The sequence below is a fragment of the Amycolatopsis sp. NPDC058340 genome, assembly GCF_042723975.1.
Classification (GTDB): domain Bacteria; phylum Actinomycetota; class Actinomycetes; order Mycobacteriales; family Pseudonocardiaceae; genus Amycolatopsis.
This window is the reverse complement of the sequence record NZ_JBHXIB010000006.1, coordinates 162,158-186,692: the sequence shown is the minus strand read 5'-3', so window position 1 is coordinate 186,692 and position 24,535 is coordinate 162,158. Positions and strand designations below refer to the sequence as shown.

Below are 24,535 nucleotides of genomic sequence, written 5' to 3'. Positions count from 1 at the left end.
CAGATGCCCCCGGCCGGGGGCGGTGCGGTCAGGCGGCGGTGACGAGCTGGGCGGCGATGCGGTGGTAGCAGGTGCTGATACCCCGGAGCCCGGCCTTGCAATTGCAGGCCTGCGCGGCGGTCAGGTACCGGTCGACACCGTTCGACGCGACGACGGCGAACACCGGGGTGCGGCGGCGACGGACGAGGACCAGGCCGCCGTCGGCGATCAGCTCGACCGCCTTTTCGACCTGGGCGGGCTTGTGGGCGGCCAGCTTTGCGGCGGCGGCGATCCGGGCGCCGCAGGTGCGGCCGTAACCCCGGGCGATCGAGGTAGTGGAGCGGAGGACGCGACCGCAGCGGGTGCACCGGGTGGTGGTGGTGGCGGTGGTGCTGGTCATCGGGGCCTCCGTGGTTCTTGGTGTACGTACACCTTAGGCATAGGTGTACGTACACCGCAAGGGGGGAATCGAACCAATCTGTACGTACACCAAGAGTGCGCGTACCCTCACCACTCGTACGTACACCCGACAGGGGAGACCGATGCCCGACGCACCCAAGACACAACACCGATCAGTCCGCATCGCCGACGACGACTGGTCCGACCTCGGCGACGCCGCCGCGGCCGTCGGGCTCGACCGCGCCAAGGCCATCAACCAGATGATCGGCTGGTTCCTCCGCCGCCCAGGCGTCAAACTCCCCGCGCGCCCGCCGGCGCCTCCCGTCGAGGAGGCGGACGGTGCCTGACCTGGACGAGCGGCAGACCTACTACATCACCGCCAAGGAATTCCCGGTCGCGATCGGACTACGCGACGTCACCTACCACGAGGCTTTGAGGATCGCGCGGAACTGCGTGGCGCGGGGTGAGATTCTGCACGGCCCGGACGACGACACCGAGGGCTACGTCATCGCCTTCGATCGGGTAGCGGGCGTCCGAGTTACCGTGAAGGTGCCGTCCGGTCCTGCGATGGCGATGCCTCCGGAGGTCGTCAAAGAGCTAGCCGTGGAACCGGAAGACGGTGGTGACGATGAGGACAGGCGTGCCTACCTCGACAAGCTGTTCGACGAGCTGATCGAGGAGTACCACGAGCACAAGGAGCGCCGGAAGTCATGAGCGACGACGAGCCATCGACGGTGTGGGTGATCCGGATCCGTGACGAGATCCGCGCCCACATGGGCACGAACCCGTCGCCGCATTACGCCCGCACCGAGGCTGAACGTGACTGGTACCTACAGGGCCACATTCACAGGCCGATCGAGGACTACGTCGTCGAAGAGGTCCCCGGCCCTGTCGAGCGCGCCATCGAGGCCGAGCGGGAACGGTGGGAACGCGCGAAGACCGAGATCCGCGCCGAGACCCGCCGCAAGTTCCTTGAAGGCAAACAGAAAAGCCAAACGCCGTGAGCGACGAACAGCTCCGCCCCACGATCACGAACCTCGCCGACCTGATGCCGAAGTTCGACCCGGGCGCCGTCGAGGGCCTGCGCCGCAACATGGCGGCGATCGGCTTGTCCATGGCGCAGTACGGCGAAGGACTGCGGAAGGCCGCGCCAACCATCCTGGCCAACGTGGCGAAGGCGCTGCCCGCGCTTCCGTCGGCCCGAACCAGTGAGGAGCACAAGTGACCGAGACCGCCCCCCATCTGCCACAAGTGCGGCGAGAAGCCGGCCGGACCGGGCGGCATCCTCTGCCCCGGCTGCCGGACCGTGATCGAAGCGCAGAGGCTGCCGTGACTGTGAGCGCGTAACAGGTTGATCGTCGGGCGCGACTTCTACCGATCTGGACCCAACAAGCAGGGGAGACGCTGATGGTCAACGCGATTCGCCGTCCTGGCGAGACCAACGCCCAGTTTGCTGCTCGCGTCCTTGGGGAGATCTCCCAACTGCCGAGCGCCTGGGGCGCGGACGAGGACGCCAAGGAACTCCGCGTGCTCGCGGGCCGGATCGCGCGCGGCGACTACCGAGGCGACTTCGTCGCGGACTCGCCCGAAGTGCGGCTCGACCTCACCGAGTTGGTGGACGTCGACGGCTGGCTCGTCAGGCTGAACGGCGAGCCCAAGGGCGTGATCGACAACGAAGACCTCGACGACGAATGCCCGATGTGGAAGCAGCGCGATACGGCTGACCCGGCCGCGCTCTACGCGCAGATCGAACCGTACCTGCACGAACCCCGGAAGCCAGAGAGTCAGGAATGAGCGCTGAGCACGAGCTACCCGACCGCGAGTTCTGGGCGGCAGCTGAAGCCGAGGACGACGCCGCGATGACTGTCGGACTCAACTACGACGAGGACGAGTCGGAGGACGACCAGATCGCGCGGTATGAGCAGGAGCATGAGGCGCTCCTCAACTCGCCGACGTCCGACCGTGACCCCGACGACCCCGAACCCGAGATGTGGTGACAATGATCGGACTAACCGACTTCCTCATGACCATCACCGTCAACCCCACCCTGCTGCCGAGTGCGGCTGATGCAGTCGAAGAAGCTGCAGTCAACGAGCGCGCACAAGAGAACCACTCCTGCGCCCGCTGCGCCAAACCGGCGACCGCGGCCCAGGTCATCGGGACCGATGCGGGCTCACGCTGGTTGGACTTCTGCGGCGGTTGCCAGGCAGAGTACGACGACTTCAACCTCATGCTCGAAGCGAGAGCGGACACCAACGAATACGGCATCGGCCCGTCAGGCGCGACCGAGCCCACTATCGAGGCGGGGGTACACGAGCCCGGTTTGGCGAATGCCCGCCGGATGGTTGCGGCGTCGCACCCAGGTTTCCTGGTGTTCCGACGGACCAACGGTGGCCCGTGGGCGTTGGACACGGAGAGGTCGTGACCAGCAATGGTTCGACGGCCCTATCACATCTCGCGTCAGCAGCATCTGGGTGACACTCTCGACAAACTACAGGACATCGGTGCGCTCTCGTGGCGCTGGGAGTACGACTTCAACAGGAGCACGGCGCTCTACTGGATCGCGCTCGCTGGCGAACATGAGAAGCGGTTCGAGACGCGGAACGCCGAACGTCTGGTGCAGAAGATCTGCGACGAGCGCGGCATTGTGTGGAAGCCGGTTCCCCATCCCGGCGGCGAGAACCTCTACCGCGAGACGCTGGCGTGGATCGCTGCGGAGAAGCTGCGGCGCGAGGACGACAAGTCCAAGTCCTGAACTGCCCTGGCGCCCACTGTCTAGATGACCTACCAGAAAGGCGGTAGAACATGGACGCGGCAACAGCTGCGCTCATAGGCGCGACTCTCGGTATGAGCGGCGCCATCGCGGCGTCGATGATCACTACCGTGCGAGGTAGGCAGCTCAGACGCGAGGACAGGCAACAGGAGGCATATGCCAACGGTATCCGTGTCTCTGCGCAGATTCTCAACACGGCGAAGGAAAACCGGAACGTTCAGCCTCTGCTGGAGGCATGGGGACACATTAGCCTCGTCGGTGCCCCAGACACTGCTGAGCAGTATCGGCGTTTCACCATGGAAGTCACCAAGGGACTGGCGGATCCTTCGTACAAGGCTGACCTGAGATGCTGGACTGAGTTCCAACGGCTCGCTCGGCGGGATGTCGGTGCCGAACCCAGACGCCGGCGTGGTCTTGCGAAACTGATCGGCAAATGGCAGTCGAAACGGCGGCGCTCGTGAAACTGATTCGCGACACGTTCAAGAACATCGGCCCCCGCGGATGGCTTCTCGCCGCGGGGGCCACGGTCGGCATCCTCGCGATGTTCGGCTTCCGAGAGTGGCTCGGTCCCGGTGACTGGGCCGGACTGGGTCAGTGGGTCGGCGGGCTTGGGGCGTTCGCTGCCGCTCTCGTGGCACTCGATATTGCAAGGCGCGAGACGGTTCACCGAGAGGAGGCTGATGCGCACCAGGACTTCGTGCGTGCCACGTTCATCACGAGTCGAACGGAAGGCGGGCAGTCTCTAGTGATTAGCAATCGCGGCCCCGAGCCAGTAACCGATGTTCTCGTTACGAATTACTACGAACCGGGAGAGGATCATCCTCGCGTGGTTCAGATGGCACCTATTCAGATCTTGATGCCGATGTTGCCACCGTACAACACAGACTTCGAGTCCAAGCCTCACATGCCGAATCTGAACACTGAATTGGCTTCGATGATTCAACGGGGCGTGGTGTTTGGATACGAGTACACCGATATGCGGGGGAATCGTTGGTCGCGCAGGGGTGACGAGCTGCCAGTCTTGGCGAAGCGCGGCTAGCGCGGCATAGTATCGCGTTTCGGGTTTGCTCTGTCGCGTTCGAGCGGTCCCGGGTGACAATGGCGGCATGGACACCAGCGGCAGATCGGACGGTGCGTGATGGTGGAACGGAAGAAGCCCCGCGGGTCTGCGCCGAACCCGATGTGCACCGGCCGCTCGAAGATCCGCGACGCCGACGGCAACATCATGCGCGACGAGGACGGCAACATCCTGGACCGGCCGTGTGAGAACCACGCCATCACCGGCGGCACCGTCTGCTGGACGCACGGCGGCCGCGCCCCGCAAGTCCGTGCGAAAGCCGCCGTGCGCGCCGAACTCATGAACTGGGGTCTCGGTGACAGCACCGTCGAACCCGGCGAAGTTCTCCTCCGCCTCGTGTCGCAGTCCGCCGCCCGCGCCGAGCTGTACTCCGGACTGCTCTCGGACGCATTCGACGCCGCCGAACGACTCCAGGCCGCACTCGACGCCGAGCAGCTCCTCATCGAAGGCGAACCCGGACCACGCGACGACAAGCTCCCCGAAGCCCCCGGGCTCCAGGCCGCCCGCGCTGATCTGGAACGCATCTTCACCACCGGCGGCGTCTCCGCGTTGATCGGCAACACCTACGCCGACACCAAGGACGGCCGCATCTACGCCACCGGCGAAGCCATCCGCGGCCTCGCCAAGCTCGAAGCCGACGAACGCGACCGGTGCGCGAACTTCTCCGCCAAGGCCATCGCCGCCGGTCTCGCCGAACGGCAGGTCCGGCTGGCGGAGCGGCAGGCCGAACTGGTCCTCGGCGCGATCGAGGCCGCGCTCGACGTCGCCGGAATCCCCGCCGGCGCCCGGGGCCCGGCGAAGATGGCCGCGGCGCGGCACCTCAAGGTCGTGTGACCGTGGACGGGCTGCTGCTCGCCGCGCAGCGGCTCGAAGAGCAGGCCGCCGAGGCTGAGCGTCCACCGCAGACGCTGGGCGAGTTCACGTCCACGGTGGACCCAGCGAACGTGCAGACCAAGGCGCTTGACCTGATCGACGAGAAGCTCGCCGCGGTCGCCGCGGGTGAGATCGAGCGGCTGATCATCTCGTTGCCGCCTCAGGAGGGGAAGAGCCAGCGGGTTTCGCGCCGGTTTCCGGCGTGGATGCTGAAGCGCAACCCGGAGCTGCGGATCGCGATCACCTCGTACGAGCTGGGTGTGGCGCGCCGGTGGGGTCGGCAGATCCGTAACGACATCGCCGAGCATCCGGAGCTCGGGTTGAAGGTGCGGGGTGACACGTCGGCGGCGCACGAGTGGCAGCTGGACGGTCATGAGGGCGGCGTGTACAGCGTCGGTATCGGGGGCGCGCTCACCGGTCGCGCCGTCGATCTGCTGATCATCGACGACCCGATCAAGGACCGGGCCCAGGCCGATTCGGAGACCTACCGCGAGGCGTGCTGGGACTGGTGGACGAACGTCGCCCGTACGAGGCTCGCGCCGGCCGCCCCTGTCGTGATGATCTTGACGCGGTGGCATGAGGACGACATCGCCGGGCGGCTCCTCGACGGCGAAGGCGGCTGGGAACTCCTCAACATCCCCGCCCAGGCAGAGAGTGAGGACGACCCGCTCGGCCGTGAACCGGGGGAGTACCTGGAGTCCACGCGCGGCCGAACCGCCGAGGAGTGGAAGGCGATCGAATCCGATGTCGGCGCGCGCGTGTGGAACGCGCTCTACCAAGGCCGACCGTCCCCGGCGGACGGCGACATGCTCAAGCGCGGGTGGTGGCAGTACTACAGCGCGCCTCAATGGGTCGAGCAGGACGATGGGTCGATGCTGCCGTCCCGGTTCGACGAGGTGATTCAGTCGTGGGACATGGCGTTCAAGGACACCAAGAAAGCCGACTTCGTCGTTGGGCAGGTGTGGGGGCGCCGGGGTGCGGACGCCTTTCTGCTCGATCAGGTGCGTGGTCGCATGGACTTCCCGACGACCTGCCGCGCGATGCTGGCGCTGTGCGCGAAATGGCCGACGGCGCACGCGAAACTCGTGGAGGACAAGGCGAACGGCACCGCAGTGATCGCGCAGTTGAACACCACGGTGGGCGGCATCATCCCGGTTAGCCCGACCGAGTCCAAGGACGCGCGTGTCGCGGCGGTGTCGTCCTATGTGGAGTCGGGGAACACGTTCCTTCCTGACGCCGAGCTCGCCCCGTGGGTGGGTGACTTCGTGGAGGAGTGCGCCGCGTTCCCCAACGGCAGCAAGGACGACCAGGTGGACACGATGTCGCAGGCGTTGAACCGGCTGCTCGTGTCCGCGGTCCGGCCGCGGTTCCGCAGACTTGGCGGCGGCGGGCGGTAGGCTCCGGCGTGCAGTGGTTGGCGCTGGTTTCGGGACTGGCGGTCAGCCGAAGGGCCCTCGACGTGGTGGCGTCGAGGGCCCTTCGCATGTCGCTCAGCCGTCCGCCTCAGCGGCCTTTCGACGCGCCTCGGTCCCTGCCCGGCGCTGTCTGCGCAGACGGTCGTTCCGGCGCTCGACCAGAAGGTAGATCGCGATCGGCACGCCGAAGAACACGGCCAGAAAACCGATGCCCATGAAGAACTGTTGCACGCCGGTCATCGTCGTCACCTCGTCTGCGTAGTCGCAGTGCGGCCAAGGGTCGTTACGGCGCGGTCTCATCGAGGAGCCGGATGAGACTCGACGTCACGACCTTGACCCGACGTTTCCCCATCCGCACGACCTGGCACGGGAACCTGCCCTCGCGGGCCAGCCGGTAACCGTGCGTCCACGAGATCCCCAGCGCCCGCACGGCGTCCCGGACATCGACTGTGGCCGGCCAAGTTCGCACCTCGTCGAGGGTCACATTTTGGTTGTCCATTGTGGTCTCCTGTGCCCTCGGATGGCGTGATGTGCAAACTGTACATCTATTGCCATTTTCGAAGCGCAACCTCGCCGTTGTGCCTGGTCAGAGCTATACGCAATGTGTCAACTTGATCGGCTTGGGCTGTACATTGTGCCCATGCTGACCACTCTCGCCGCGATCCTGAAGCCCGCGGGCAAGCACGTCGGCATGGTCATGCTCTCCCTCCTCGGCCTCGTCCTCCTGGTCATCGCCGCCTACCGCTGGGACCTCACCGCCGGTCTCGCCGCCACCGGACTCGCCTGCTGGCTGCTGGAAGCCCGCATCGACATGGAGATCCGCCAGCGCAAGGCCGACCAGGACGACGGCCGTGGCTAGCCTCCTCGGCGGCGTCGCCCGCAAACCAGGCCCCCGCAACGAATCGCCCGTCCCGCTCGTCTCCCGCGCAGCCGCGAACGCCTTCGGCGGCAACCACACCCGACGCGACGCACGCGGCCAGCTCGACATGATGGCCATCAACGGCACCATCTTCGGCATCGTCAACAAGACGAGCACCGCGGTCGCGAAAACCGTGTGGAAGCTCTACCGCAAAGCGAAGTCCGGAAAGGACGAAGACCGCGTCGAGGTCACCCGGCACGCCGCGCTCGACGTGATCAACCGGCCGAACAAGTTCTTCACCCGCATGGAACTGTTCGAGACCGCACAGCAACACCTCGACCTCCCCGGCGAAGCCGCTCTCGTCATCGGCCGGCATCGTGCGTCGCGGCTTCCGCTGGAGCTGTGGCCGGTGCGCCCCGACCGGCTCGACCCGGTCCCGCACCCGACCGACTACCTCGCCGGATGGATCTACACCAGCCCTGACGGTGAGCGTGTTCCGCTCGCCGTCGACGAGGTGCTGCATGTCCGGATGCCGAACCCGGTCGATCCGTACCGCGGTCTCGGCCCGGTCGGCACGATCCTCGTCGAGGCCCGGTCCGCGCAGTACGCGGCCGAGTGGAACGCGTCGTTCTTCTACAACAGCGCGGAGCCCGGCGGGATCATCGAGGTCGAGAAGCGCCTCACCGACGACGAGTTCGACGAGCTCTCCGCGCGGTGGGACGAGCAGCACCGCGGCGTCGCCCGCGCGCACCGGGTCGCGATCCTGGAGCAGGGAAAGTGGATCGACCGCAAGTACTCCCAGCGGGAGATGGAATTCTCGGCGCTTCGCGGCACGACCCGCGACGCGATCATGGAAGCCTACGGGTTCCCGAAGTCGATGCTCGGCATCACCGAGGACGTCAACCGCGCGGTCGCCGAAGCCGGAAAGGCCGTGTTCGCCGAGTGGCTGACCGTGCCCCGGCTCGACCGGTGGCGCGACGCCCTGAACGCCAAGTTCCTGCCGCTGTTCGGCGACACCGCGCACGACCTCGAGTTCGACTACGACTCGCCGGTGCCCTCGGATGCCGAGGCGGAGAACGCCGAGCGTTCGTCCCGCGCGGAGGCGGTGGCCGCGCTTGTCGAGGTCGGATTCGACGGCAACACCGCAGCGAAAGCCTACGAGTTGCCGGACGGCCTGGTGTGGCACAAGCCCGCCGACGAGTCACCGGCGCGCGAACCCGCGCCCGGTCCGGCCACGGCTCCGGCCGAGCCGGGCGCACCCCAGCCCGCTGACCCGGTCGAGGCGCTGTTCCGCGGTCTGGCCGCGAGGCCGGCACCGGGCGCCCAGGACGAGGCCGATGTGGCGTTGCGGCGGCTGCTGCGGAACGCGCCGCCCCTGGAAACCCCGCCGGAGGGGTGGCCGGAGCGGAATGAGGCCGCCGTCGACGAGGTCGACCTCGCGCCGGTGCAGGAGGCGTGGGCGGCCGCGGTCGCCGCGCTGGTCGAAACGTGGAACACCACCATCGTCGCGAAGTGGATCACGGCGCTGATCGATGCGATCAAGGCGGCGCTCGGCGGCGACGGTGACCGCGCCGACCTTGGCACACTCACCCTCGACATCGACGACGCGACCACGCTCCTGGCCGACGCCATGGCCGCGATGGGGGAGACCGCGGCCGGGCACGCCGTCGACGAGGCCGCCGAGCAGGACGTCGACCTCACCGCGACCTGGCCCACCGTCGAGGAGCTCGAGGCGGCCGCGCGGGAGATCGCGGACTTCGAGGCCCGCCGGTACGCGCTCACCGCCGGGCGGGAGGCCGCTCGCGTGGCTGGCCCGGAGCCGGACGAGGACGTCGTCGCCGAACACATGCGCACGTTCCTCGACGAACTGTCCGACGCGCCAACGGAAACCGCGCTCGGCTCCGCGCTCACCGACGCACAGAACCAGGCCCGCGCCAAGACCCTGAGCACCGGCCCGGTCGGCGCGCTGTACGCCTCCGAGCAGATGGACCGCAACACGTGCGGCCCGTGCAGGGAGGTCCACGGCCGGTGGATCGCGAACACCGACGACCAGGCCCCGTTGAACAAGCTCTATCCGGCCGGCGGGTACATCGACTGCCTCGGCCGGTGGCGCTGCAGGGGGACCGTTGTGGGCGTCTGGCGCCCGAAGACCACCAAGGGAGGCCAGTGATGTCCAAGGGCGCCCGGCTGCGCTCGCAGCGTGAGCGGCTGCAGGGCCACGTCCGGCAGGGAAAGACCGGCCAGACCTGGTACCGGATCGACAACCTCGTGCAAAGCCCCGGCTCGGCGTGCATCTACCTGTACGGCGAGGTCGGCATGTGGGGTGTCACCGCCGAGGACTTCGTGCGGGACCTGCAGAACGTCAACGCCAGCCAGCTCGACCTGCACATCAACAGCATGGGCGGCGACGTGTTCGAGGGCATCGCGATCCTCAACGCGCTGCGCGCCCACCGGGCGACGGTCACGACCTATGTGGACGGTCTGGCCGCGTCGATCGCGTCCGTGATCGCTATGGCCGGGGAGAAGGTCGTCATGGGCCGCAACACCACCATGATGATCCACGAGGCGCACGCGATCGCGATCGGCGAAGCCGACGACATGCGCTCCATGGCGGACCTGCTCGACAAGACCAACGACAACATCGCCTCCATCTACGCCGAGAAATCAGGTGGAGACGCGGGCCAGTGGCGCGAGGCGATGCGCGTCGAAACCTGGTACTCGGCGGAGGAAGCCGTCGCCGCCGGGCTGGCCGACGAGGTCGAAGCCGCACCGGAGCGGGAACCCACGGACGACGCGATGGCCGCCTCATACGACCTGTCGGTGTTCAAGTACGCCGGCCGGGACCAGGCCCCGGCGCCGGCGATCCCGGCCCCCGCGAACTCCGCGGACCCGGCCCCCGATCCGGAGCCGGACGAGGACACCGATCCGGAGAACAAGGCCGCCGAGCCGGGCGAGGACGAGCCGGTCGAGGAACCGGCCGTCGAACCCGCCGCGAAAGCGGAGCCTGGCACCGAGCCCGACGAAGACGACGCCCCCGGTGAACCCGACGAGGACGAGGACGAGGACACCGACGAGATCCCGGCGAACGGCACCGACGCCGCCGTCACCGACCAGTGGGCCGCGCTCCAGCACGGCCTGCTCGCACACGCAGCACCGTCCACCGTGGACGAGTTGCTCGCAGCCCTTGAGAAGGAAGGAACACCGGCATGACCGCCACGCTCACGCTCTCCCCGGGGCAGCGCGACCAGCTCGCCCGCCGCGGCTACCGCACCGACGAGGTCGGCCGCGTCATCAACCGCGCCCCCGCGGTCCCGCGCAACAGCGACGAGCTGCTCGACGCGCTCGGCGACCCCGACCAGATCAAGAAGATCTCCAACAAGGAAGGCCTGGCCGAGTTCATCCAGGCCTACGCCGACGGGCAGGCCAAGAACGACCCCACGATCGCCGCGCAGATCAAGGAAGAGACACAGAAGCAGTTCGCCGAGATCCTCAAGGCGAACCAGATCGAGAACATCAACCGCCTCAACCTCGACCCGCGTGCCATGCCGGTGCAGCGCTCGAAGCACTACAACCCGAAGGCGGCCGGCGCCGCTCTGGACAAGGACTTCGGCGACTGGTCCTCGTTCATGGCCGCGACCTGGGTCGGCCACAACTCGCAGGAGTCGCTTGCCGCACGCAGCGAGATCAAGAAGCTCCAGGCCTCGTTCGGCTCGGGAATCCCGGCGGACGGCGGGTTCCTGATCCCGGAGTTCCTGCGGTCGGAGCTGCTGCGCGTCGCGCTGGAGAAGGCTGTCGTCCGGTCGCGGGCGCGGGTCGTGCCGATGGAAACCCTCACCGTGCCGTACCCGATGCTCGACTCCACCTCGAACGCGTCCAGCGTGCACGGCGGCATCGTCGGCTACTGGACCGAGGAGTCCGGCGCGCTCACCGACTCCGCGCCGAAGTTCGGCCGGATCGACCTGGTCGCGAAGAAACTCACCCTGTACAGCGAGATCCCGAACGAGCTGTTCCAGGACAGCATCATCTCGCTCGAACAGTTCCTCTCGGAGTCCTACCCGGAGGCGCTGGCCTGGTTCGAGGACGTCGCCTTCACCGGCGGCAACGGCGTCGGCCAGCCGCTGGGCTACCTCAACGCCGAAGCCGCGGTGTCGGTGTCCAAGGAAAGCGGTCAGACCGCGGCCACGATCCTGTGGGAAAACCTGGTCAAGATGTACTCGCGGATGCTCCCGGCCTCGCTCAACTCCGCGGTGTGGGTCATCAACAACGACTGCTTCCCGGAAATCGCCACGATGGCGCTGTCGGTCGGCACCGGCGGTTCGGCGGTCTGGATCGGCGAGGGCTCCGGCGAAGGTGCGCCGCCGGTGCGGATCCTCGGCCGTCCGGTCGTGTGGACGGAGAAGGTCTCCAGCGTCGGCACCGCGGGCGACGTCAACCTCGTGGACTTCGGCTACTACCTCATCGGTGACCGCCAGGCGATGCAGTCCGCGACGTCGACCGAGTTCAAGTTCGGGAACGACAAGACCGCGTTCCGGCTGATCGAGCGCGTCGACGGCACCCCGTGGATCAAGTCCGCGATCACCCCGAACAAGGGCTCGAACACCCTGTCCCCGTTCGTGAAGCTCGAGACCCGCGCGTGAGCTGGAGCGGCGAAGCCCCCACGGGCCTGACTCCGATCACCGGGGTCGGGTCCGCCGGGGCGGTCGTGATCGGCGGCGCGTGGGAGGACGACCCGTTCGCCGTCGCCGAGCAGGCCGCCCGCGAGGAGCGGCACACCACCGCACACCTGCAGGACGAGAGCGGCCAGCCCGCTCCGTAGTCGTTGCCGGGGCCCGGCGGCAGTCACTCCCCGCCGGGCCCTTGTACCGAATGGCACTCAACCCCCAGAAGGAAAGGCAACATCATGGAAGGCCTCGGCCGCGAGTTCAACGCCATCCCCATCGCCGCCGGCGTCGGCGTCAGCCTGAAGAACGCCACCGGCGTCACCTTCATCTGCACCGGCGCGGACACGTTCACCGTCACCTGCGCGGACACCCTCGCGGGTTCGTACGCCAGCCCGGGGAACATCCTCACGCGCAAGGTCACCAACGCGCAGACCAATGGCACTGCCGCCTGGGCCGAAACGACTCAGGCCGCGAGCAACGCCGTGACGATCGCGTCGGGCGCGACCGCGATCCACGTGGCCGCCGAGTCCCTCCCGGACGGCAAGGCCTACGTGAAGTGCACCCCGAGCGGCGCCGGTCTGGTCGCGGCGATCGTCCACGACCTCACCACGCGCCGCGCCCCGGCCAACCTGCCCGCGCTGAGCGCCTGACCATAAAGGACAGACGAACATGTCGACTCTCATCCAGGGCAGTCAGGTCCGGTCGATCGCGCTCGGCGTCCGTGTCGAGAAGTCCACCGGCACGCTGGCCGCGACCACGGTGCCGCTGTTCACCATCGCCGGTGGCCTGGTGGCGGTCACCAGCCTCGTCGGCCGGGTCACCACCGCGATCACCGTGGCGAACAGCTACAAGCTCCAGCACAACCCCACCCTCGGCACCACGCGGGATGTCTTCTCCGCCACGGATCTCGGCACGACCGACACCGCAGCCGGGGAGATCATCGTGCCGCTCCTCGACGCGGCCGCGGTCGTGACGGTGGGCGCGCGCGGTCAGAAGACCGGTGGCGCGTTCATCTGCGACTCCGGACAGATCGAGTCAGTGTCGGCCGGCACGGACGGCGCGATCCTCTGGGTCCTGACGTACGTGCCGATCGACAACGGTGCGTCGGTGGTGGCTGCCTGATGGCCACGTGGGAGTGCCGGGAGTGCACCGCGCTGTATGCGCCCGGCGCTCCCGCGTGCCCGCAATGCCAGGCCAACGATCCGATCCAGGAAACCGAGCAGCTTCAGAGGGAGCTGGAAACGATGCCGAAGATCACTGTCCATGGTGGACCGTCCAACGCGGACACCGGCGAAGGCATGCCTGAAGCCGTCGTGCCCGACTCCGAGACCGAGGCCCCACCCGCTGAGGCACCTGCCGTCGAGGAAAAGCCGGAGCCGGTGGCCGACGGGCCGAAACCCAGGGCGGCGCGGAAGACGTCGAGGAGCTGAACCAGGGGGATCGATGGCGGACACCGGAGGTTGGTACGGGCTACTCGCCATCTACCAGGAGGCTGTCCAGCACCAACGCGACGAACTCGAACGCGACCCTGCGGCCTGTTTGGACTGCGGAGAACCGCTGACCACCGGACCGAACGGCGAACTCTACTGCCGGTTTGACGGCTCGACCTGGGAAGCAGGCAACCGCCGAACCGGTCGCATCGGCACCGCCCACAACTGAACATCGCTCCACTCCCTGTCGCCCACGGGCGGCACGGCCAAGACAGCAAGGGCACAGGAATGGCACGGATCGCCTACGCGACGCGGGAACGCGTCAAGCGCGCGCTAGACAGCGCGCAGACCGCGCGCACCGACGCGCAGGTCGACACTGCCCTTCTCGCGGCCACCGACGCCATCAACGGCAAATGCCACCGCCGCTTCTACCCGGAGTACAAGACCGTCGCGTTCGACTGGCCCGACCGCGTCCAACGGCCCCCGTCGTGGCGACTGTGGCTCGACGCCCACGAAGTCGTGTCCGTCACCAGCTTCGTCTCCGGCGGCGTCACCATCCCGACCCTGGACCTGAAGCTGTACCCGAACAGCGGACCTCCCTACAACCGCATCGAGATCGACCTCGCGTCGTCGTCCGCGCTCTCGGCCGGGGACACCTACCAGCAGAGCACCGTGATCACCGGCCTATACGCCGGCGCGCCGGTCGTCGAGGTCGCGGCCGGGCAGCTGGTGGAAGCGGTCGACACGACGGAGACCGCGGTCGATGTGTCGGACTCGGCCGCCATCGGGATCGGGCAGCTGATCCGGGTCGACTCGGAGCGCATGGTCGTCACGGGGAAACGGTCGCTCACGACCGGCCAGACCCTGCAGGCGAACCTCGCAGCGCAAGCGAACGGGGCGACGGTGGCCGTCGCTGACGGCAGCGGCTTCGCGATCGGCGAGGTCATCCTCATCGACGGCGAACGGATGCTGATCCTCGACGTCGCCGGTAACACGCTGATCGTGAAGCGCCAATGGGACGGCACCGCGCTTGCCGCGCACACCGCGGGCGCCACAGTGTTCGCGCCGCGGACGCTGATCGTGGAGCGCGGCGTACTCGGCACCACCGCGGCCGAGCACTCGACGGCGGCCGCGATCGTGCGGTGGGAGCCGCCGCCGCTGGTCGAGTCGCTGGCGGTCGCCGAGGCGTTGGTGCGGCTCGGATGCGAGCAGGCCGGGTACACGACCGTGACACGGGCGGGGGAGTCGTCTCGGTCGGTCACGCTCACGATCGACGACCTCCGCGAGCAGGTCTACACCGCGCATGGTCGCAAGGCACGAAGCCGGGCGGTGTAGCGATGGCGACAGTGACGATCTCCGGCCCGTTCTTCGACGACCGGAACCCCACGATCCGGCGGGAGCTGGAAGACGAAGGCCTCAACCGCGTCGGCGGCCAGGGCCTCGCGGACGTGCACGCGAATCTGAACCTGTCGATCCGGAACCCGACCCCGTACTACGAAACGCAGATCACGAGCGAACGCCACGGCGACGAGCAGATCGTGCACGACCGCGACGTCATCTACGGCCCGTGGCTGGAGGGCACCGGGTCGAGGAACGCTACGACCCGGTTCAAGGGTTACGCGTCCTTCCGCCGCGCGGCGCAGGAACTCGAAGGCCAGGTCGACGGGATTCTCGTCCCGATCGTCGACCGCGCGGTCAGGGGGCTGAACGGATGACGCTCGGGTTCGAGTCCATTCAGGACGATCTCATCTCCCACGCGGGGCGGCTCGGCGTGTTCGACACCGTGAACGGGCATGAGACAACGAACGCCCCCGGGCGTGGTGTGCACGCCGAGGTGTACGTCGACACGATCGACCCGGTGCAGTCGTCTGGGCTGGCGGCGACGTCGGCGCGGCTCGGCGTGAAGGTCAGGGTCTCGACCGACATGTCTGATCCACAGGACGGAATCGATCCGCGGATCGTCGGTGCGGCGGATGCGTTCATCGGATCGATCCACTCGGACTTCGAGCTCGACGGCGACGCGCGGCACGTCGATCTCCTGGGTGCGCACGGGATTCCGTTGTCCGGCCGGTCGGGATACATGGTCAGGGCGAACCAGCAGTTCCGGGTGATCGACGTGATCGTTCCCATCATCATCAACGACGCTTGGACGCAGGAGGCCTGACGTGGCAAAGCAAAGCGGATTGGGTGACGCGCTCTGGATCTCCGGGTACGACGTGTCCGGCGATATCCAGCAGCTCAACGAGATCCAGGGCGGGGCGTCGCCGATCGACGTCACCGGCATCAACAAGGCAGCCATGGAAAGGATCCTCGGCGTCCGCGACGGGAAGATCGACGCGACCACGTTCTTCAACCCCACCAACGGCCCCGGCGAGATCGCCTCGGTGCACGAGCGGCTGTCGCTGCTCCCGACCGCCGACCAGATCGTCACCTACGGGCGCGGCACCACCCTCGGCGCGGCGGCCGCCTGCCTGACCTCGAAACAGCTGAACTACGACATGAAACGCGGCACCGAGGGCGAGGTCACGTTCGACGAGTCCTCAGTCGCGAACGCCTTCGGCCTGGAGTGGGGCAACCAGCTGACCGCCGGGCAGCGCACCGACACCGCCGCCACGAACGGCGCGGGGGTGGACTTCGGGCTTGGCTCGTCCGGCACCGGGCCCTCGGAGTTCGGCGCGCAGTTCTACCTGCACGTGTTCGCGTTCACCGGCACCAGCGTCACGGTGAAGATCCAGGAGTCGGCGGACAACGGCGTCGGTGACGCGTGGGCCGATGTCGTCGGCGGCACCTTCGCCGCGGCCACCGGGATCACCACGCAGCGGCTGGAGACGGCGCGCGGCCAGACCGTCGAACGCTACCTCCGCGCGATCACGATCGGAACGTTCAGCGAGGCCGTGTTCGCGGTGGTCGCCAACCGCAACGACGCCCCCACCTTCTTCTAGGAGCCGACCATGCCCATCCAGCACTACCGGATCTCGTCCCCTTTGGACACACACTTCCGTGTCGGGACGTGCGAAGAGGACCACTGCACCGCCTACCTCAACGGGTGGCGCACCGTCGTCGACGAGAACACGTCGCTCGGCGCCGAGCAGGCCGCCTACATCCGCGGCGACCGGACGCGCCGGCACGTCGAGACCAGCGAGCTCATCGAGGCGCCGCCCGGCCAGCCGCTCGCCGCGGCGCGCGTCCAGACCGTGTTCACGTTCGAGCCCGGGCAGCGCTGTTTCCGGCAGCACCGGGTGCCGATCGACAAGCCGGAGCTGTACCTGGTCCAGAACGACCGCGGGCAGGTGATCACCCGCCACTCCGGCCCGGATCCGTGGGTCGACGACTTCTGCACCAACCAGAACCGGCTCTCCGAGCTGATCAACCGAGGATAGGAGCACGACCATGGCTAAGAGCAGCGGTCTCGGGATGACCACCCTGAGCGTCGACAACGCCGCCGGGACGGCAAAGGACATCAGGAACGATGTCACCGACTTCGACTTCGCGACGCCGCGCGCGGAGCAGGACGTCACCGGTGTCGACAAGAGCGCGCGCGAGCGGCTGTTGCTGCTCGCAGATTTCTCGGGCTCCCTCAACGGAGTCTTCAACCCGGCGACCGACCGCATCCACGACGTCGCGAAGACCGTGCCGTCAACCGCCGTCGCGCGCACCGTCGCGATGACGCTGAACGGGGTCACGCTCAACAACGAATGCGTCCTCACGGACTACAGCGTCAAGCGCGCCGCGTCCGGTGAGCTGACCGTCACCGTTCCGTTCGCGCTGGCGGACGGCGCCGTGCCCACCTGGGCCTAAACCCGAAGGACCATCCACATGGGATTCAACGGAAACCCCACCACCTACGCCCTGGAGTTTGACCACCCCGAACTCCAGGGCCTGAAGGTGCGTGTACGTCGCGGCTCCGTCCAGCTGCGCAACGACTACGACGACGCCGAGAAATGGCAGGAACGCCTCGCCATCTTCGCGAGTGTCCTCGTCGAATGGAACATCGAGATCGACGGCGTCCCGGTCCCGATGACCGTCGAGGGCATGACCAGCCTCGAAGACACCGTGCTCCTCCCGATCCTCCAGGCGTGGATGGAGGCGCGCCGACCGACCGCCCCTTTAGAGCAGCCATCGACGCCTGGCGTCGTCGAGTCCACGCCGCCGCCGGAGACGAGGGACCTGGACCTCGAAGCCTCGATCGGCATGACGCCCCTCGCGAGCTGACCAACGCCATGTGGGTGCTGGAGACGGCACAGCGGTTCGGCGTGTTGCCGACCGCGGTGCTCGACTCCGACGAGCGGCTGCTGCAACTGCTGGAGATCGAGAAGTACGCGTTCAGGGAGGAGGCGAGCTAGGTGAGTAACGACGTCCGCATCAACGTTCACTGGAACGATCGCGACGGCGACAAGTTCGCCGCCGCCCAGAAGGCGAAAGCGCGGAAGGCAGGTGAAGGTGCGGGCGACGAGTTCTCCGGCACCTTCACCGTCCGCGCCCGCAAGGGCACGGAGAAGGCCACCGACGCAATCGCGAACGAACTCAACCGCTCCCAGCAGAAGATCGCCGCGGTAGGGGAGAAGCTCGGCGGCGCGGCCGGGGACGGCATCGAGAAGGGCGCCAGAGAAGGAGCCCGGCGTGGCGGCGCCGCCGTCGACGGTGAAATGTCCCGCGTGGCCGGGCGGGCGAACAAGGCATTCGACGCCAAACTGTTCACCGGGCTGTCGGTAGGACTTCCCGCCGCGGCCGCGATCGGCGCGGCAGGAGCGGCGGCTGTGCTCGCGCTCCCCGCTGCCGCCGCCATCGGCGTCGCCGGAATGATCCTCCAGTCCAACGAGCAGATCTCCGGGTCGTACGGCGAACTCGCGGGCGACATCGTGGACGACGCGACCCTCATGGCACAGGTCCTGAAAGGCCCGGTGCTGACCGCGGCGTCGGACCTGCACGACTCGTGGGACCGGCTCGCTCCCGTCGCGAAAGAAGCGTTCGGCGCGAGCGCCGGGGAGGTCAAGGTCCTCACCGGCGCCGTCACCGACCTCGCCGAGGGCGCGCTGCCCGGCATGGTGACCGGGCTCAAGGGATCCCACCAAGCGCTCGTCGGTGTCCGCGCCTTCGCCGGTGAAGCGGGCCACGGCTTGGGCGAGTTCTTCGCCAACGCCTCGAAGGGCTCGTCGGGCGCCGGCCAGGGCATGGCGATCTTCGGCGGCACGGTGCGGATGGTCGAGGGCCGTTTGGGGACACTGTTCGCGAACCTCGCGAACGGCTCGTCGGGGCCGCTGACCCAGCTGCACGTGTTCCTCGACCTGGCAACCGATTCGCTGCTCGACCTGACCTCACAAGGCGGCGCCGCGATCTCGTTCCTCAACGGATTCGGCGCGGCGGGCGGCGGAGCGATGGCCGTGCTCAGTGGCTTGGTCACACTCCTCAACGCTCTACCGCAGGGCGTGACCCAGTTCGGTGGCTCGCTCCTCGCCGCCTCGATGATCGCCTCCAAGTTCGGGCTCGACATCGGCCGCAACTTCGAAGGCATCGGCGCCAAGGTCCGCGCCGCCGGAAACGACCTCAACGGCATCGAGCGGGGCGCTGCGAAGGCCGGCACCGCGGTGGGTGCGCTGGCCGGTGCCGCGTTCTCTCCGGCGACGCTGGCGGTCGCCGCGCTGAGCGCTGGCCTGATGATCCTGGGCCAGGAGCACCAGGACGCGGCGGGTGATGCGTCGGCGCAGGCGGCGCGGGTACGTGACCTCTCGGCGGCGTTGCGGGAATCGAAGGGCGCGATCACCGAGTCCGTGCGTGCGAAGGCCGCGGACAAGCTCGCGAACTTCCAGCTGCACGACGGCACCCGGAACCTGATCCTCGACACGCAGAAGCTCGCCGGAGCGAGCGGCGTGCAGCTGCTGACGTCCGGCTACCTGGGGAACACGGAGGCGGCCAAGCAGCTCGTCACCCAGCTGCGCGGGGTCACTGAGGCGCACACGCACGTGGCGGGTGGCGCGGAGGCGCTCACCACGAGGTTCGAGCGGCTCGGTATCGGTGTCGGCGGCACCGTCACGGCGATGGACGACACCGGCTTCGCCGCGAAGCAGCTGGCCGACATCGTCGAGAACGCGTCCGGCGAGTTCGGCAAGGCGGCCGACACGAACAAGGCGCTCGGTGTCGCGGCGCAGTCCGGCGCGAAGTCCATGACCGCCCTTGAGTCGGCCATGGACGGGATGAAGGACGCCGCGTCGGGCAGCGAGGAGAAGCTGTCGGCGCTGGTGGATGTGATGAACATCCTGGAGGGCCGGAACGCGACCTTCGAGGAGTCCATCCAGGCGGGAAACGACTCGCTCCGCGCGATGGAGACCGCCTTGAAGGACGGCATGGACAAGGCCGACGGGTTCGGCAAGGCGCTGCTAAACGCGGACGGGTCGCTGAACACGTTCACCGCCAACGGCTCGCAGCTGCAGGACCTCGCGACAGGTCTTCAGACGTCGTTCGCGAAAGCCGGTACGTCGATCGACGAGATGGTCCGCAAGGGCATGCCGTTCGACGAGGCCGTGAAGAAGGTCAACGACGGGCTCGCGGTGCAGCGGGACCGGTTCGTCGACATCGCACAGAAGATGGGGCTCACGAAGGATCAGGCGCAGGCGCTGGCCGACAAGTACGGCCTGATCCCTAAGGAGATCACCACCTACGTCACCGCCGACACGAAACAGGGGAAGGACGCGATCGCGGCGCTCCCCGAGTTCGCGCAGAACACCAAGGGCGCCGTGTCGGTGACCGCAGACATCAACCGCGCCACCAACCAGATCTCCAGCGTCGTCGAATACGCGGACGGGTCGACCGGTGTCGTCACGATCGATGCGCAACGGAACCCGGCGAACAACCAGATCGAGGCCGCGGTGCAGTTCGCCAATGGCTCCCGAGGCTTCCTCACGATCGACGGATTCATCCAGGCCGCGAAGAACCGCACCTTGGAGGCCAAGCGGAACGCCGACGGCACCGTCTCGTGGATCGTCGTCGACGCCAACACCACCCGCGCGAACGCGGCGATCAACAACGCTGCCCGGAACCGCACCGCCACGATCACGGTGAACACCCAGTTCAACAGCGGCACTGGCTACGGTGCCCGCCCCGCACCCGGCTACGCGAAGGGCGGCCTCGTCGGCTACGCCTCCGGCGGCCAGATCCGCTCCGTGCCGAAGTTCGCCGACGGCGGCAGCATGCTCGACATCCGCGCCGGCGGGCTGATGCGGGGCCCGGGGACGGGGACGTCGGACAGCATCCTCGCGCTGTCGTCGCGCGGCCCGATCGCCGGGTCGAACGGCGAGATGGTGATCCGCGCGTCCCAGGCCCGGAAGTGGGGGCCGCTGCTGCAGGACATCAACAACGGCGTGAACGGGTTCGCAGGCGGAGGTTTGACCGGAGCTGCGCAGGAGGCGCTCAGCCACCTGGAGGGCGGCGGCTCGTTCTCCGAGGACTTCAGCTTCCGGGGCGGCTCGGCGAACATGGGCGCCTTCAACGATCAGCTGGCGGACATGTTCTACAAGGCGCGGCCCGGCTACGACTTCAACGCGAACTCGCGCGGCGACGTCATCCGGTTCCTGCGCCAGGTCGTCGGCAGTGCCGCGGCGTCCGCCCAGGCTGCCCGCGGTGGGCAGCGGTCCGGCGGCGGCCCGGTGGTGCTCGAGGTGCAGTCGTCGGGGCATCCGCTGGATGACTTCATCGCGGAGCTGATCCGCCGGTATGTGCGGGTCAAGGGCGGCGGCAACGTCCAGGCCGCGTTCGGGAGGGGATGATCGTGGCGTTCCCGAACGATCCGGAAGACACCCGCTACGAGCTGTACCTGTCGACGCTCGGCTGGGTCGATGTCACCAGCGACGTCTACAACCGCGACGGTGTTCAGGTCACCCGCGGCTACACGTCGGAGCGCACGGACGGCGCGGCACAGCCACAGAGTTGCCAGCTGACGTTGATGAACCACACCGGCAAGTACTCCCCGCGGAATCCTTTGGGCGCCTACTACGGGAAGTTCGGGCAGAACACTCCGCTCCGTGTGTCCACTGTGGTCACGAAGGATTCGTTCGACCGCACGGTCGTGAACGAGTGGGGACAGACCGACGAGGGTGACGACTACTACCTGTATTGGTCCGGTGGTGGGATCGCCGACTTCGATGTGACCGCAGGGAAGGGCACACACACCATCGGTGGCACGGTCCAATACCGGATCTCGACGTTGCAGGGCACACGGTTTCGGGACGTCGAGATCCGCGCCACGGTCAGCCTCCCGTTCACCAATGTGACTGGCGGCAACGTCGAGCCCGCGAATCTGATCGTCGGCGGGCAGGACGTCGGCGGCGCTGGTGCGACCGACTACTTCATGCTGGAACTCCTGATCACCACTGCCGAGGCGATCACCGTCCGGCTGCTCCACGTCAGCGGCTTCGAGATCGCTCCACTCAGGACTCTCGCCTTCGCGCACACCGGTGTCCCGCTGCGCGTTGCGTTCCAGACCGAAGGGCAGACGCTCCGCGCGAAGGTGTGGCGCGCGGCGGACCCGGAACCGTACGCGTGGACCATCGAGGGCGGCTTCAACTACGACGAGTTCATCGACCGCGCCCCGGGCTGGGTCGGGATCCGCTCCGGGGTGTCTGGCGGCAACACGAACATTCCGGTCGTCTTCTCCTACGACGACGTCGAGGTCCGGGTCAACCGGTTCCACGGCGAGGTTGCTTCCTGGCCGTCCCAATGGGACACCAGCGGCAACGACGTCTACGTCCCGATCGAAGCCGCGGGCATCCGGCGGCGGCTCTCCCAAGGACAGGCGCCGTTGGTATCGACGATGAGGCGCGGGAACCAAACCGCGACCTTCTCTTCGGATCCAGGGGCACCGCCGCACGTTCTCTACTACCCGATCGAGGATGAGAGCGGTTCGACGTCGATCGCTTCTGGGCTACCCAACATCGGGCCCATGCAGATATCCGGGGGCGGCACACCGCAGCTCGCTGCTGACAGCAGTTATCCCGGCAGTGCGCCGTTTGGAAAGCCGAACAATTCGAGGTGGAGTTCGCCGGTTATCAGTACCCCGGCGACCGGAACGGTGCAGCTGATGATGCTGCTGTCGGTTCCAAGTACCGGCGAGACAGACCTGGCGACGTTCTCACAGCTCGGATGCACCGGCTCGATCGGGTTCGTCGACTGCTTCTACCACTCCGGATCAGGCGGTGGCTTAGAGCTGCGCTTCTACGACCAGGGCCGTGCGGCGATCACAAGCTCCGGAACGATTCCCGCCAATGTGAACGGCCGCCCGATGGTGATCTCGATCGAGCTGGTTCAGAACGGCGGCAACGTCGATTGGACCCTGGCATGGTGGCCGAAGGGCGCAAGCGGAGGAACGGCCTTCTTCGGAACTGTCCCGGTCCGGTCGATTGGCGCGCCACGGCAGCTGCTTCTCTCGCCCTACACCCAGGTCAGTAGCTCGGCGCTCGGTCACGCCGCGGTTCGGACGAGCCTCATCAGCATCTTCAGCTTGAACGACCAGCTGAATGCCTACGCAGGTGAAGGCGCGATCACCCGGGTAGAGCGGCTGTGCCTCGAAAACGATGCCATCAGCCTCAGCTTCATCCGGAGTTCGATCCTCGACGGCGCCAAAGTCGGCACGCAAGGACGCAAGAACCTTCTCGACCTGCTCGACGAATGCGCGAAAGCCGACCTCGGGTATCTCAACGAGTCGAGAGACATCCTCGGTCTCGTGTTCCGGTATGGCCGTTCGCTGTACAACCAGGACGCCGTGCTCACGCTCGACTACGCGGACGGTCAAGTGCAGTCGCCGTTCGGGCAGGTTGACGACGATCTCCTGCTCACCAACGACTTCACCGCGAAGCGCACGAACGGATCGAGCTACCGCGCAACCCAAGAAACCGGTCCCCTCGCCGTCACCTCGCCGACGAGCGGCGCCGGCGTCGGCCGGTACGTCGACGAGCAGGAGTACAACGTCGCGACCGACGACCAACTGACCGACATCGCCACGTGGAAGGTCCATCTCGGCACCGTCGACGAACCGCGGTATCCGCGCGTCACTGTGAACCTCGCGAAGCTGGCCCTGGTGTCGAAACAGCTCTACGTCGATGCCCTCAGCGTGAACTTGCAGGACCGCATCGAGATCATCAACCCGAAAGAGCTGGTGATCAACGGCACGATCTCGCAGATCGTGCCCGGCTACACCGAAAAACTTGCTAGCAAAGAACACGAGATCACCTTCGTCTGCGTACCCGGCGTCCCGTACGAAGTCGCCGAAGCAGCGTCCGACACCGGCGACACGAACCAGTGGGTCTTCCGAGCGGACACCGACAGCTCGACCGTGAACACCACGGCCGCCGCTGGCGCAACGAGCCTGTCGGTGGCGACACCAGCCGGTCCACTGTGGACAACCGTGGCCGACGACTTCCCGCTCTATCTGGACGTCGGCGGGATCAAGGTTCGTGCGACCGCGTGTTCTGGCGCCTCGTCGCCGCAAACGTTCACCGTCGACGCGCTGCCCGTCGCGCGCGCCGCCGGGCTGTCCGTGTCCGTCTGGCACCTGCCGGTGCTCGCCCTATAGGAGGTATGCATGGCTTTCACGGCAGGCCAGAAGGTCCGGGCCAGCGACCTCAACGCCCTCAGCAACGGCCTCGTTGAAGACCTCACCCGCACAGCGAACAGTGCAGGTGGCATCACCACGACCGAGACCGTGCTCGACTACGTCACCGCGGTGCTGACGGCTGGCCGAACCTACCTTCTGAAATGGGAAGGCGACATGTCCGGCGCCTCCGCGAACAGCACCTTCGGGTTCCGGGTGCGCTACATCGCGGCGGCATCTCTCACCGTCGCGGGTAGCACGCTGGTGCGGCGGAAGATCTGGGAAATCAAGGCTTTCGGTACCCACGAACCACAGTTCGTATCCGGCAAGTTCGTCGCGCCGACCACGGACACCTACTCCGTCGGCGTCTCGGTCGTGCGACTCCTCGGAACAGGCAGCGTTACCGGCTTCGCCGGGGCCGACAACGAAACCACCACCGAACTCTTCGACATCACGAAACCGTAGGCGACATCAATGAACCGTCCACAA

The 24,535-nt window shown here is 67.5% G+C and carries 34 protein-coding genes; 31 read left to right on the top strand and 3 right to left on the bottom strand.

Annotated elements, in window-relative coordinates; genetic code table 11:
- Window positions 1–28: 28 nt before the first annotated feature.
- Window positions 29–379, bottom strand: coding sequence for a DUF6011 domain-containing protein (locus ACFWIW_RS10795; protein ID WP_378368234.1), 351 nt, complete (start codon window positions 377–379; stop codon window positions 29–31).
- A 142-nt stretch (window positions 380–521) separates the two neighbouring features.
- On the opposite strand from ACFWIW_RS10795, the gene ACFWIW_RS10790 reads away from it, so the two are divergent.
- From ACFWIW_RS10790 to terL, 11 genes are all read left to right on the top strand, one after another.
- Window positions 522–725 (top strand): hypothetical protein, encoded by a 204-nt coding sequence (locus ACFWIW_RS10790; RefSeq protein ID WP_378368233.1) that lies wholly within the window; start codon window positions 522–524, stop codon window positions 723–725.
- Window positions 718–1,092 (top strand): hypothetical protein, encoded by a 375-nt coding sequence (locus ACFWIW_RS10785; RefSeq protein WP_378368232.1) that lies wholly within the window; start codon window positions 718–720, stop codon window positions 1,090–1,092. The genes ACFWIW_RS10790 and ACFWIW_RS10785 overlap by 8 nt, the downstream gene beginning before the upstream one ends.
- Complete coding sequence (locus ACFWIW_RS10780) at window positions 1,089–1,382, top strand: hypothetical protein (protein WP_378368231.1); 294 nt, start codon at window positions 1,089–1,091, stop codon at window positions 1,380–1,382. The genes ACFWIW_RS10785 and ACFWIW_RS10780 overlap by 4 nt, the downstream gene beginning before the upstream one ends.
- Entirely contained in the window at window positions 1,379–1,603 is a 225-nt protein-coding gene (locus ACFWIW_RS10775) for a hypothetical protein (RefSeq protein ID WP_378368230.1), read from the top strand. The genes ACFWIW_RS10780 and ACFWIW_RS10775 overlap by 4 nt, the downstream gene beginning before the upstream one ends.
- A 182-nt stretch (window positions 1,604–1,785) precedes the next feature.
- Window positions 1,786–2,172 (top strand): hypothetical protein, encoded by a 387-nt coding sequence (locus tag ACFWIW_RS10770; protein ID WP_378368229.1) that lies wholly within the window; start codon window positions 1,786–1,788, stop codon window positions 2,170–2,172.
- Window positions 2,169–2,375, top strand: a complete 207-nt coding sequence (locus ACFWIW_RS10765; RefSeq protein WP_378368228.1) for a hypothetical protein — start codon at window positions 2,169–2,171, stop codon at window positions 2,373–2,375. The genes ACFWIW_RS10770 and ACFWIW_RS10765 overlap by 4 nt, the downstream gene beginning before the upstream one ends.
- Window positions 2,376–2,401: 26 nt before the next feature.
- Entirely contained in the window at window positions 2,402–2,803 is a 402-nt protein-coding gene (locus tag ACFWIW_RS10760) for a hypothetical protein (RefSeq protein WP_378368227.1), read from the top strand.
- Window positions 2,804–2,809: 6 nt separating this feature from the next.
- A complete protein-coding gene (locus ACFWIW_RS10755; RefSeq protein WP_378368226.1) occupies window positions 2,810–3,133 on the top strand; it encodes a hypothetical protein in 324 nt (107 codons plus the stop codon).
- A gap of 451 nt (window positions 3,134–3,584) precedes the next feature.
- Window positions 3,585–4,190 carry a hypothetical protein gene (locus tag ACFWIW_RS10750; protein WP_378368225.1) on the top strand — a complete coding sequence of 202 codons (606 nt, stop codon included), beginning with the start codon at window positions 3,585–3,587 and terminating at the stop codon, window positions 4,188–4,190.
- 99 nt (window positions 4,191–4,289) lie between these two features.
- Window positions 4,290–5,063 carry a hypothetical protein gene (locus ACFWIW_RS10745; RefSeq protein ID WP_378368224.1) on the top strand — a complete coding sequence of 258 codons (774 nt, stop codon included), beginning with the start codon at window positions 4,290–4,292 and terminating at the stop codon, window positions 5,061–5,063.
- A complete protein-coding gene (terL, locus tag ACFWIW_RS10740) occupies window positions 5,060–6,499 on the top strand; it encodes a phage terminase large subunit (protein ID WP_378368223.1) in 1,440 nt (479 codons plus the stop codon). The genes ACFWIW_RS10745 and terL overlap by 4 nt, the downstream gene beginning before the upstream one ends.
- 93 nt (window positions 6,500–6,592) lie before the next feature.
- Here terL and ACFWIW_RS10735 read toward each other — a convergent pair whose 3' ends face one another.
- Window positions 6,593–6,757, bottom strand: coding sequence for a hypothetical protein (locus ACFWIW_RS10735; RefSeq protein ID WP_378368222.1), 165 nt, complete (start codon window positions 6,755–6,757; stop codon window positions 6,593–6,595).
- Between the two features lie 43 nt (window positions 6,758–6,800).
- On the bottom strand, window positions 6,801–7,016 hold the full coding sequence (locus ACFWIW_RS10730) for a DNA-binding protein (RefSeq protein ID WP_378368221.1): 216 nt from the start codon (window positions 7,014–7,016) through the stop codon (window positions 6,801–6,803).
- A 141-nt stretch (window positions 7,017–7,157) separates the two neighbouring features.
- Between ACFWIW_RS10730 and ACFWIW_RS10725 the strand changes: the two genes are divergently transcribed.
- From ACFWIW_RS10725 to ACFWIW_RS10630, 20 genes are all read left to right on the top strand, one after another.
- A complete protein-coding gene (locus ACFWIW_RS10725) occupies window positions 7,158–7,376 on the top strand; it encodes a hypothetical protein (protein WP_378368220.1) in 219 nt (72 codons plus the stop codon).
- Complete coding sequence (locus ACFWIW_RS10720; RefSeq protein ID WP_378368219.1) at window positions 7,369–9,546, top strand: phage portal protein; 2,178 nt, start codon at window positions 7,369–7,371, stop codon at window positions 9,544–9,546. The genes ACFWIW_RS10725 and ACFWIW_RS10720 overlap by 8 nt, the downstream gene beginning before the upstream one ends.
- Complete coding sequence (locus ACFWIW_RS10715) at window positions 9,546–10,586, top strand: head maturation protease, ClpP-related (RefSeq protein WP_378368218.1); 1,041 nt, start codon at window positions 9,546–9,548, stop codon at window positions 10,584–10,586. The genes ACFWIW_RS10720 and ACFWIW_RS10715 overlap by 1 nt, the downstream gene beginning before the upstream one ends.
- On the top strand, window positions 10,583–12,013 hold the full coding sequence (locus tag ACFWIW_RS10710) for a phage major capsid protein (RefSeq protein ID WP_378368217.1): 1,431 nt from the start codon (window positions 10,583–10,585) through the stop codon (window positions 12,011–12,013). The genes ACFWIW_RS10715 and ACFWIW_RS10710 overlap by 4 nt, the downstream gene beginning before the upstream one ends.
- Window positions 12,010–12,192 carry a hypothetical protein gene (locus ACFWIW_RS10705; protein ID WP_378368216.1) on the top strand — a complete coding sequence of 61 codons (183 nt, stop codon included), beginning with the start codon at window positions 12,010–12,012 and terminating at the stop codon, window positions 12,190–12,192. Before ACFWIW_RS10710 ends, ACFWIW_RS10705 begins: the two co-directional genes overlap by 4 nt.
- Window positions 12,193–12,276: 84 nt before the next feature.
- Complete coding sequence (locus ACFWIW_RS10700; protein WP_378368215.1) at window positions 12,277–12,687, top strand: hypothetical protein; 411 nt, start codon at window positions 12,277–12,279, stop codon at window positions 12,685–12,687.
- A gap of 19 nt (window positions 12,688–12,706) precedes the next feature.
- Window positions 12,707–13,159 (top strand): hypothetical protein, encoded by a 453-nt coding sequence (locus ACFWIW_RS10695; protein ID WP_378368214.1) that lies wholly within the window; start codon window positions 12,707–12,709, stop codon window positions 13,157–13,159.
- Complete coding sequence (locus ACFWIW_RS10690; RefSeq protein ID WP_378368213.1) at window positions 13,159–13,467, top strand: hypothetical protein; 309 nt, start codon at window positions 13,159–13,161, stop codon at window positions 13,465–13,467. The genes ACFWIW_RS10695 and ACFWIW_RS10690 overlap by 1 nt, the downstream gene beginning before the upstream one ends.
- Before the next feature lie 13 nt (window positions 13,468–13,480).
- Complete coding sequence (locus tag ACFWIW_RS10685; RefSeq protein WP_378368212.1) at window positions 13,481–13,696, top strand: hypothetical protein; 216 nt, start codon at window positions 13,481–13,483, stop codon at window positions 13,694–13,696.
- Between the two features lie 59 nt (window positions 13,697–13,755).
- Window positions 13,756–14,802 (top strand): hypothetical protein, encoded by a 1,047-nt coding sequence (locus ACFWIW_RS10680; protein ID WP_378368211.1) that lies wholly within the window; start codon window positions 13,756–13,758, stop codon window positions 14,800–14,802.
- Window positions 14,803–14,804: 2 nt separating this feature from the next.
- Window positions 14,805–15,182: a hypothetical protein gene (locus tag ACFWIW_RS10675; RefSeq protein ID WP_378368210.1), complete on the top strand. Its 378-nt coding sequence runs from the start codon at window positions 14,805–14,807 to the stop codon at window positions 15,180–15,182.
- Entirely contained in the window at window positions 15,179–15,631 is a 453-nt protein-coding gene (locus tag ACFWIW_RS10670; RefSeq protein WP_378368209.1) for a hypothetical protein, read from the top strand. Before ACFWIW_RS10675 ends, ACFWIW_RS10670 begins: the two co-directional genes overlap by 4 nt.
- A 1-nt stretch (window position 15,632) precedes the next feature.
- The gene (locus ACFWIW_RS10665; RefSeq protein ID WP_378368208.1) at window positions 15,633–16,409 is read left to right on the top strand and encodes a hypothetical protein; all 777 of its coding nucleotides are present in this window, start codon (window positions 15,633–15,635) and stop codon (window positions 16,407–16,409) included.
- 9 nt (window positions 16,410–16,418) lie between these two features.
- Window positions 16,419–16,847, top strand: coding sequence for a hypothetical protein (locus tag ACFWIW_RS10660; protein WP_378368207.1), 429 nt, complete (start codon window positions 16,419–16,421; stop codon window positions 16,845–16,847).
- Between the two features lie 10 nt (window positions 16,848–16,857).
- Entirely contained in the window at window positions 16,858–17,265 is a 408-nt protein-coding gene (locus ACFWIW_RS10655; RefSeq protein ID WP_378368206.1) for a hypothetical protein, read from the top strand.
- Window positions 17,266–17,283: 18 nt separating this feature from the next.
- A complete protein-coding gene (locus ACFWIW_RS10650; protein ID WP_378368205.1) occupies window positions 17,284–17,679 on the top strand; it encodes a hypothetical protein in 396 nt (131 codons plus the stop codon).
- A gap of 8 nt (window positions 17,680–17,687) precedes the next feature.
- Window positions 17,688–17,810: a hypothetical protein gene (locus tag ACFWIW_RS10645; RefSeq protein WP_378368204.1), complete on the top strand. Its 123-nt coding sequence runs from the start codon at window positions 17,688–17,690 to the stop codon at window positions 17,808–17,810.
- The gene (locus ACFWIW_RS10640) at window positions 17,811–21,227 is read left to right on the top strand and encodes a hypothetical protein (protein WP_378368203.1); all 3,417 of its coding nucleotides are present in this window, start codon (window positions 17,811–17,813) and stop codon (window positions 21,225–21,227) included.
- Window positions 21,224–24,028, top strand: coding sequence for a hypothetical protein (locus tag ACFWIW_RS10635; protein ID WP_378368202.1), 2,805 nt, complete (start codon window positions 21,224–21,226; stop codon window positions 24,026–24,028). The genes ACFWIW_RS10640 and ACFWIW_RS10635 overlap by 4 nt, the downstream gene beginning before the upstream one ends.
- A 9-nt stretch (window positions 24,029–24,037) precedes the next feature.
- The gene (locus ACFWIW_RS10630; protein ID WP_378368201.1) at window positions 24,038–24,511 is read left to right on the top strand and encodes a hypothetical protein; all 474 of its coding nucleotides are present in this window, start codon (window positions 24,038–24,040) and stop codon (window positions 24,509–24,511) included.
- Window positions 24,512–24,535: the final 24 nt, after the last annotated feature.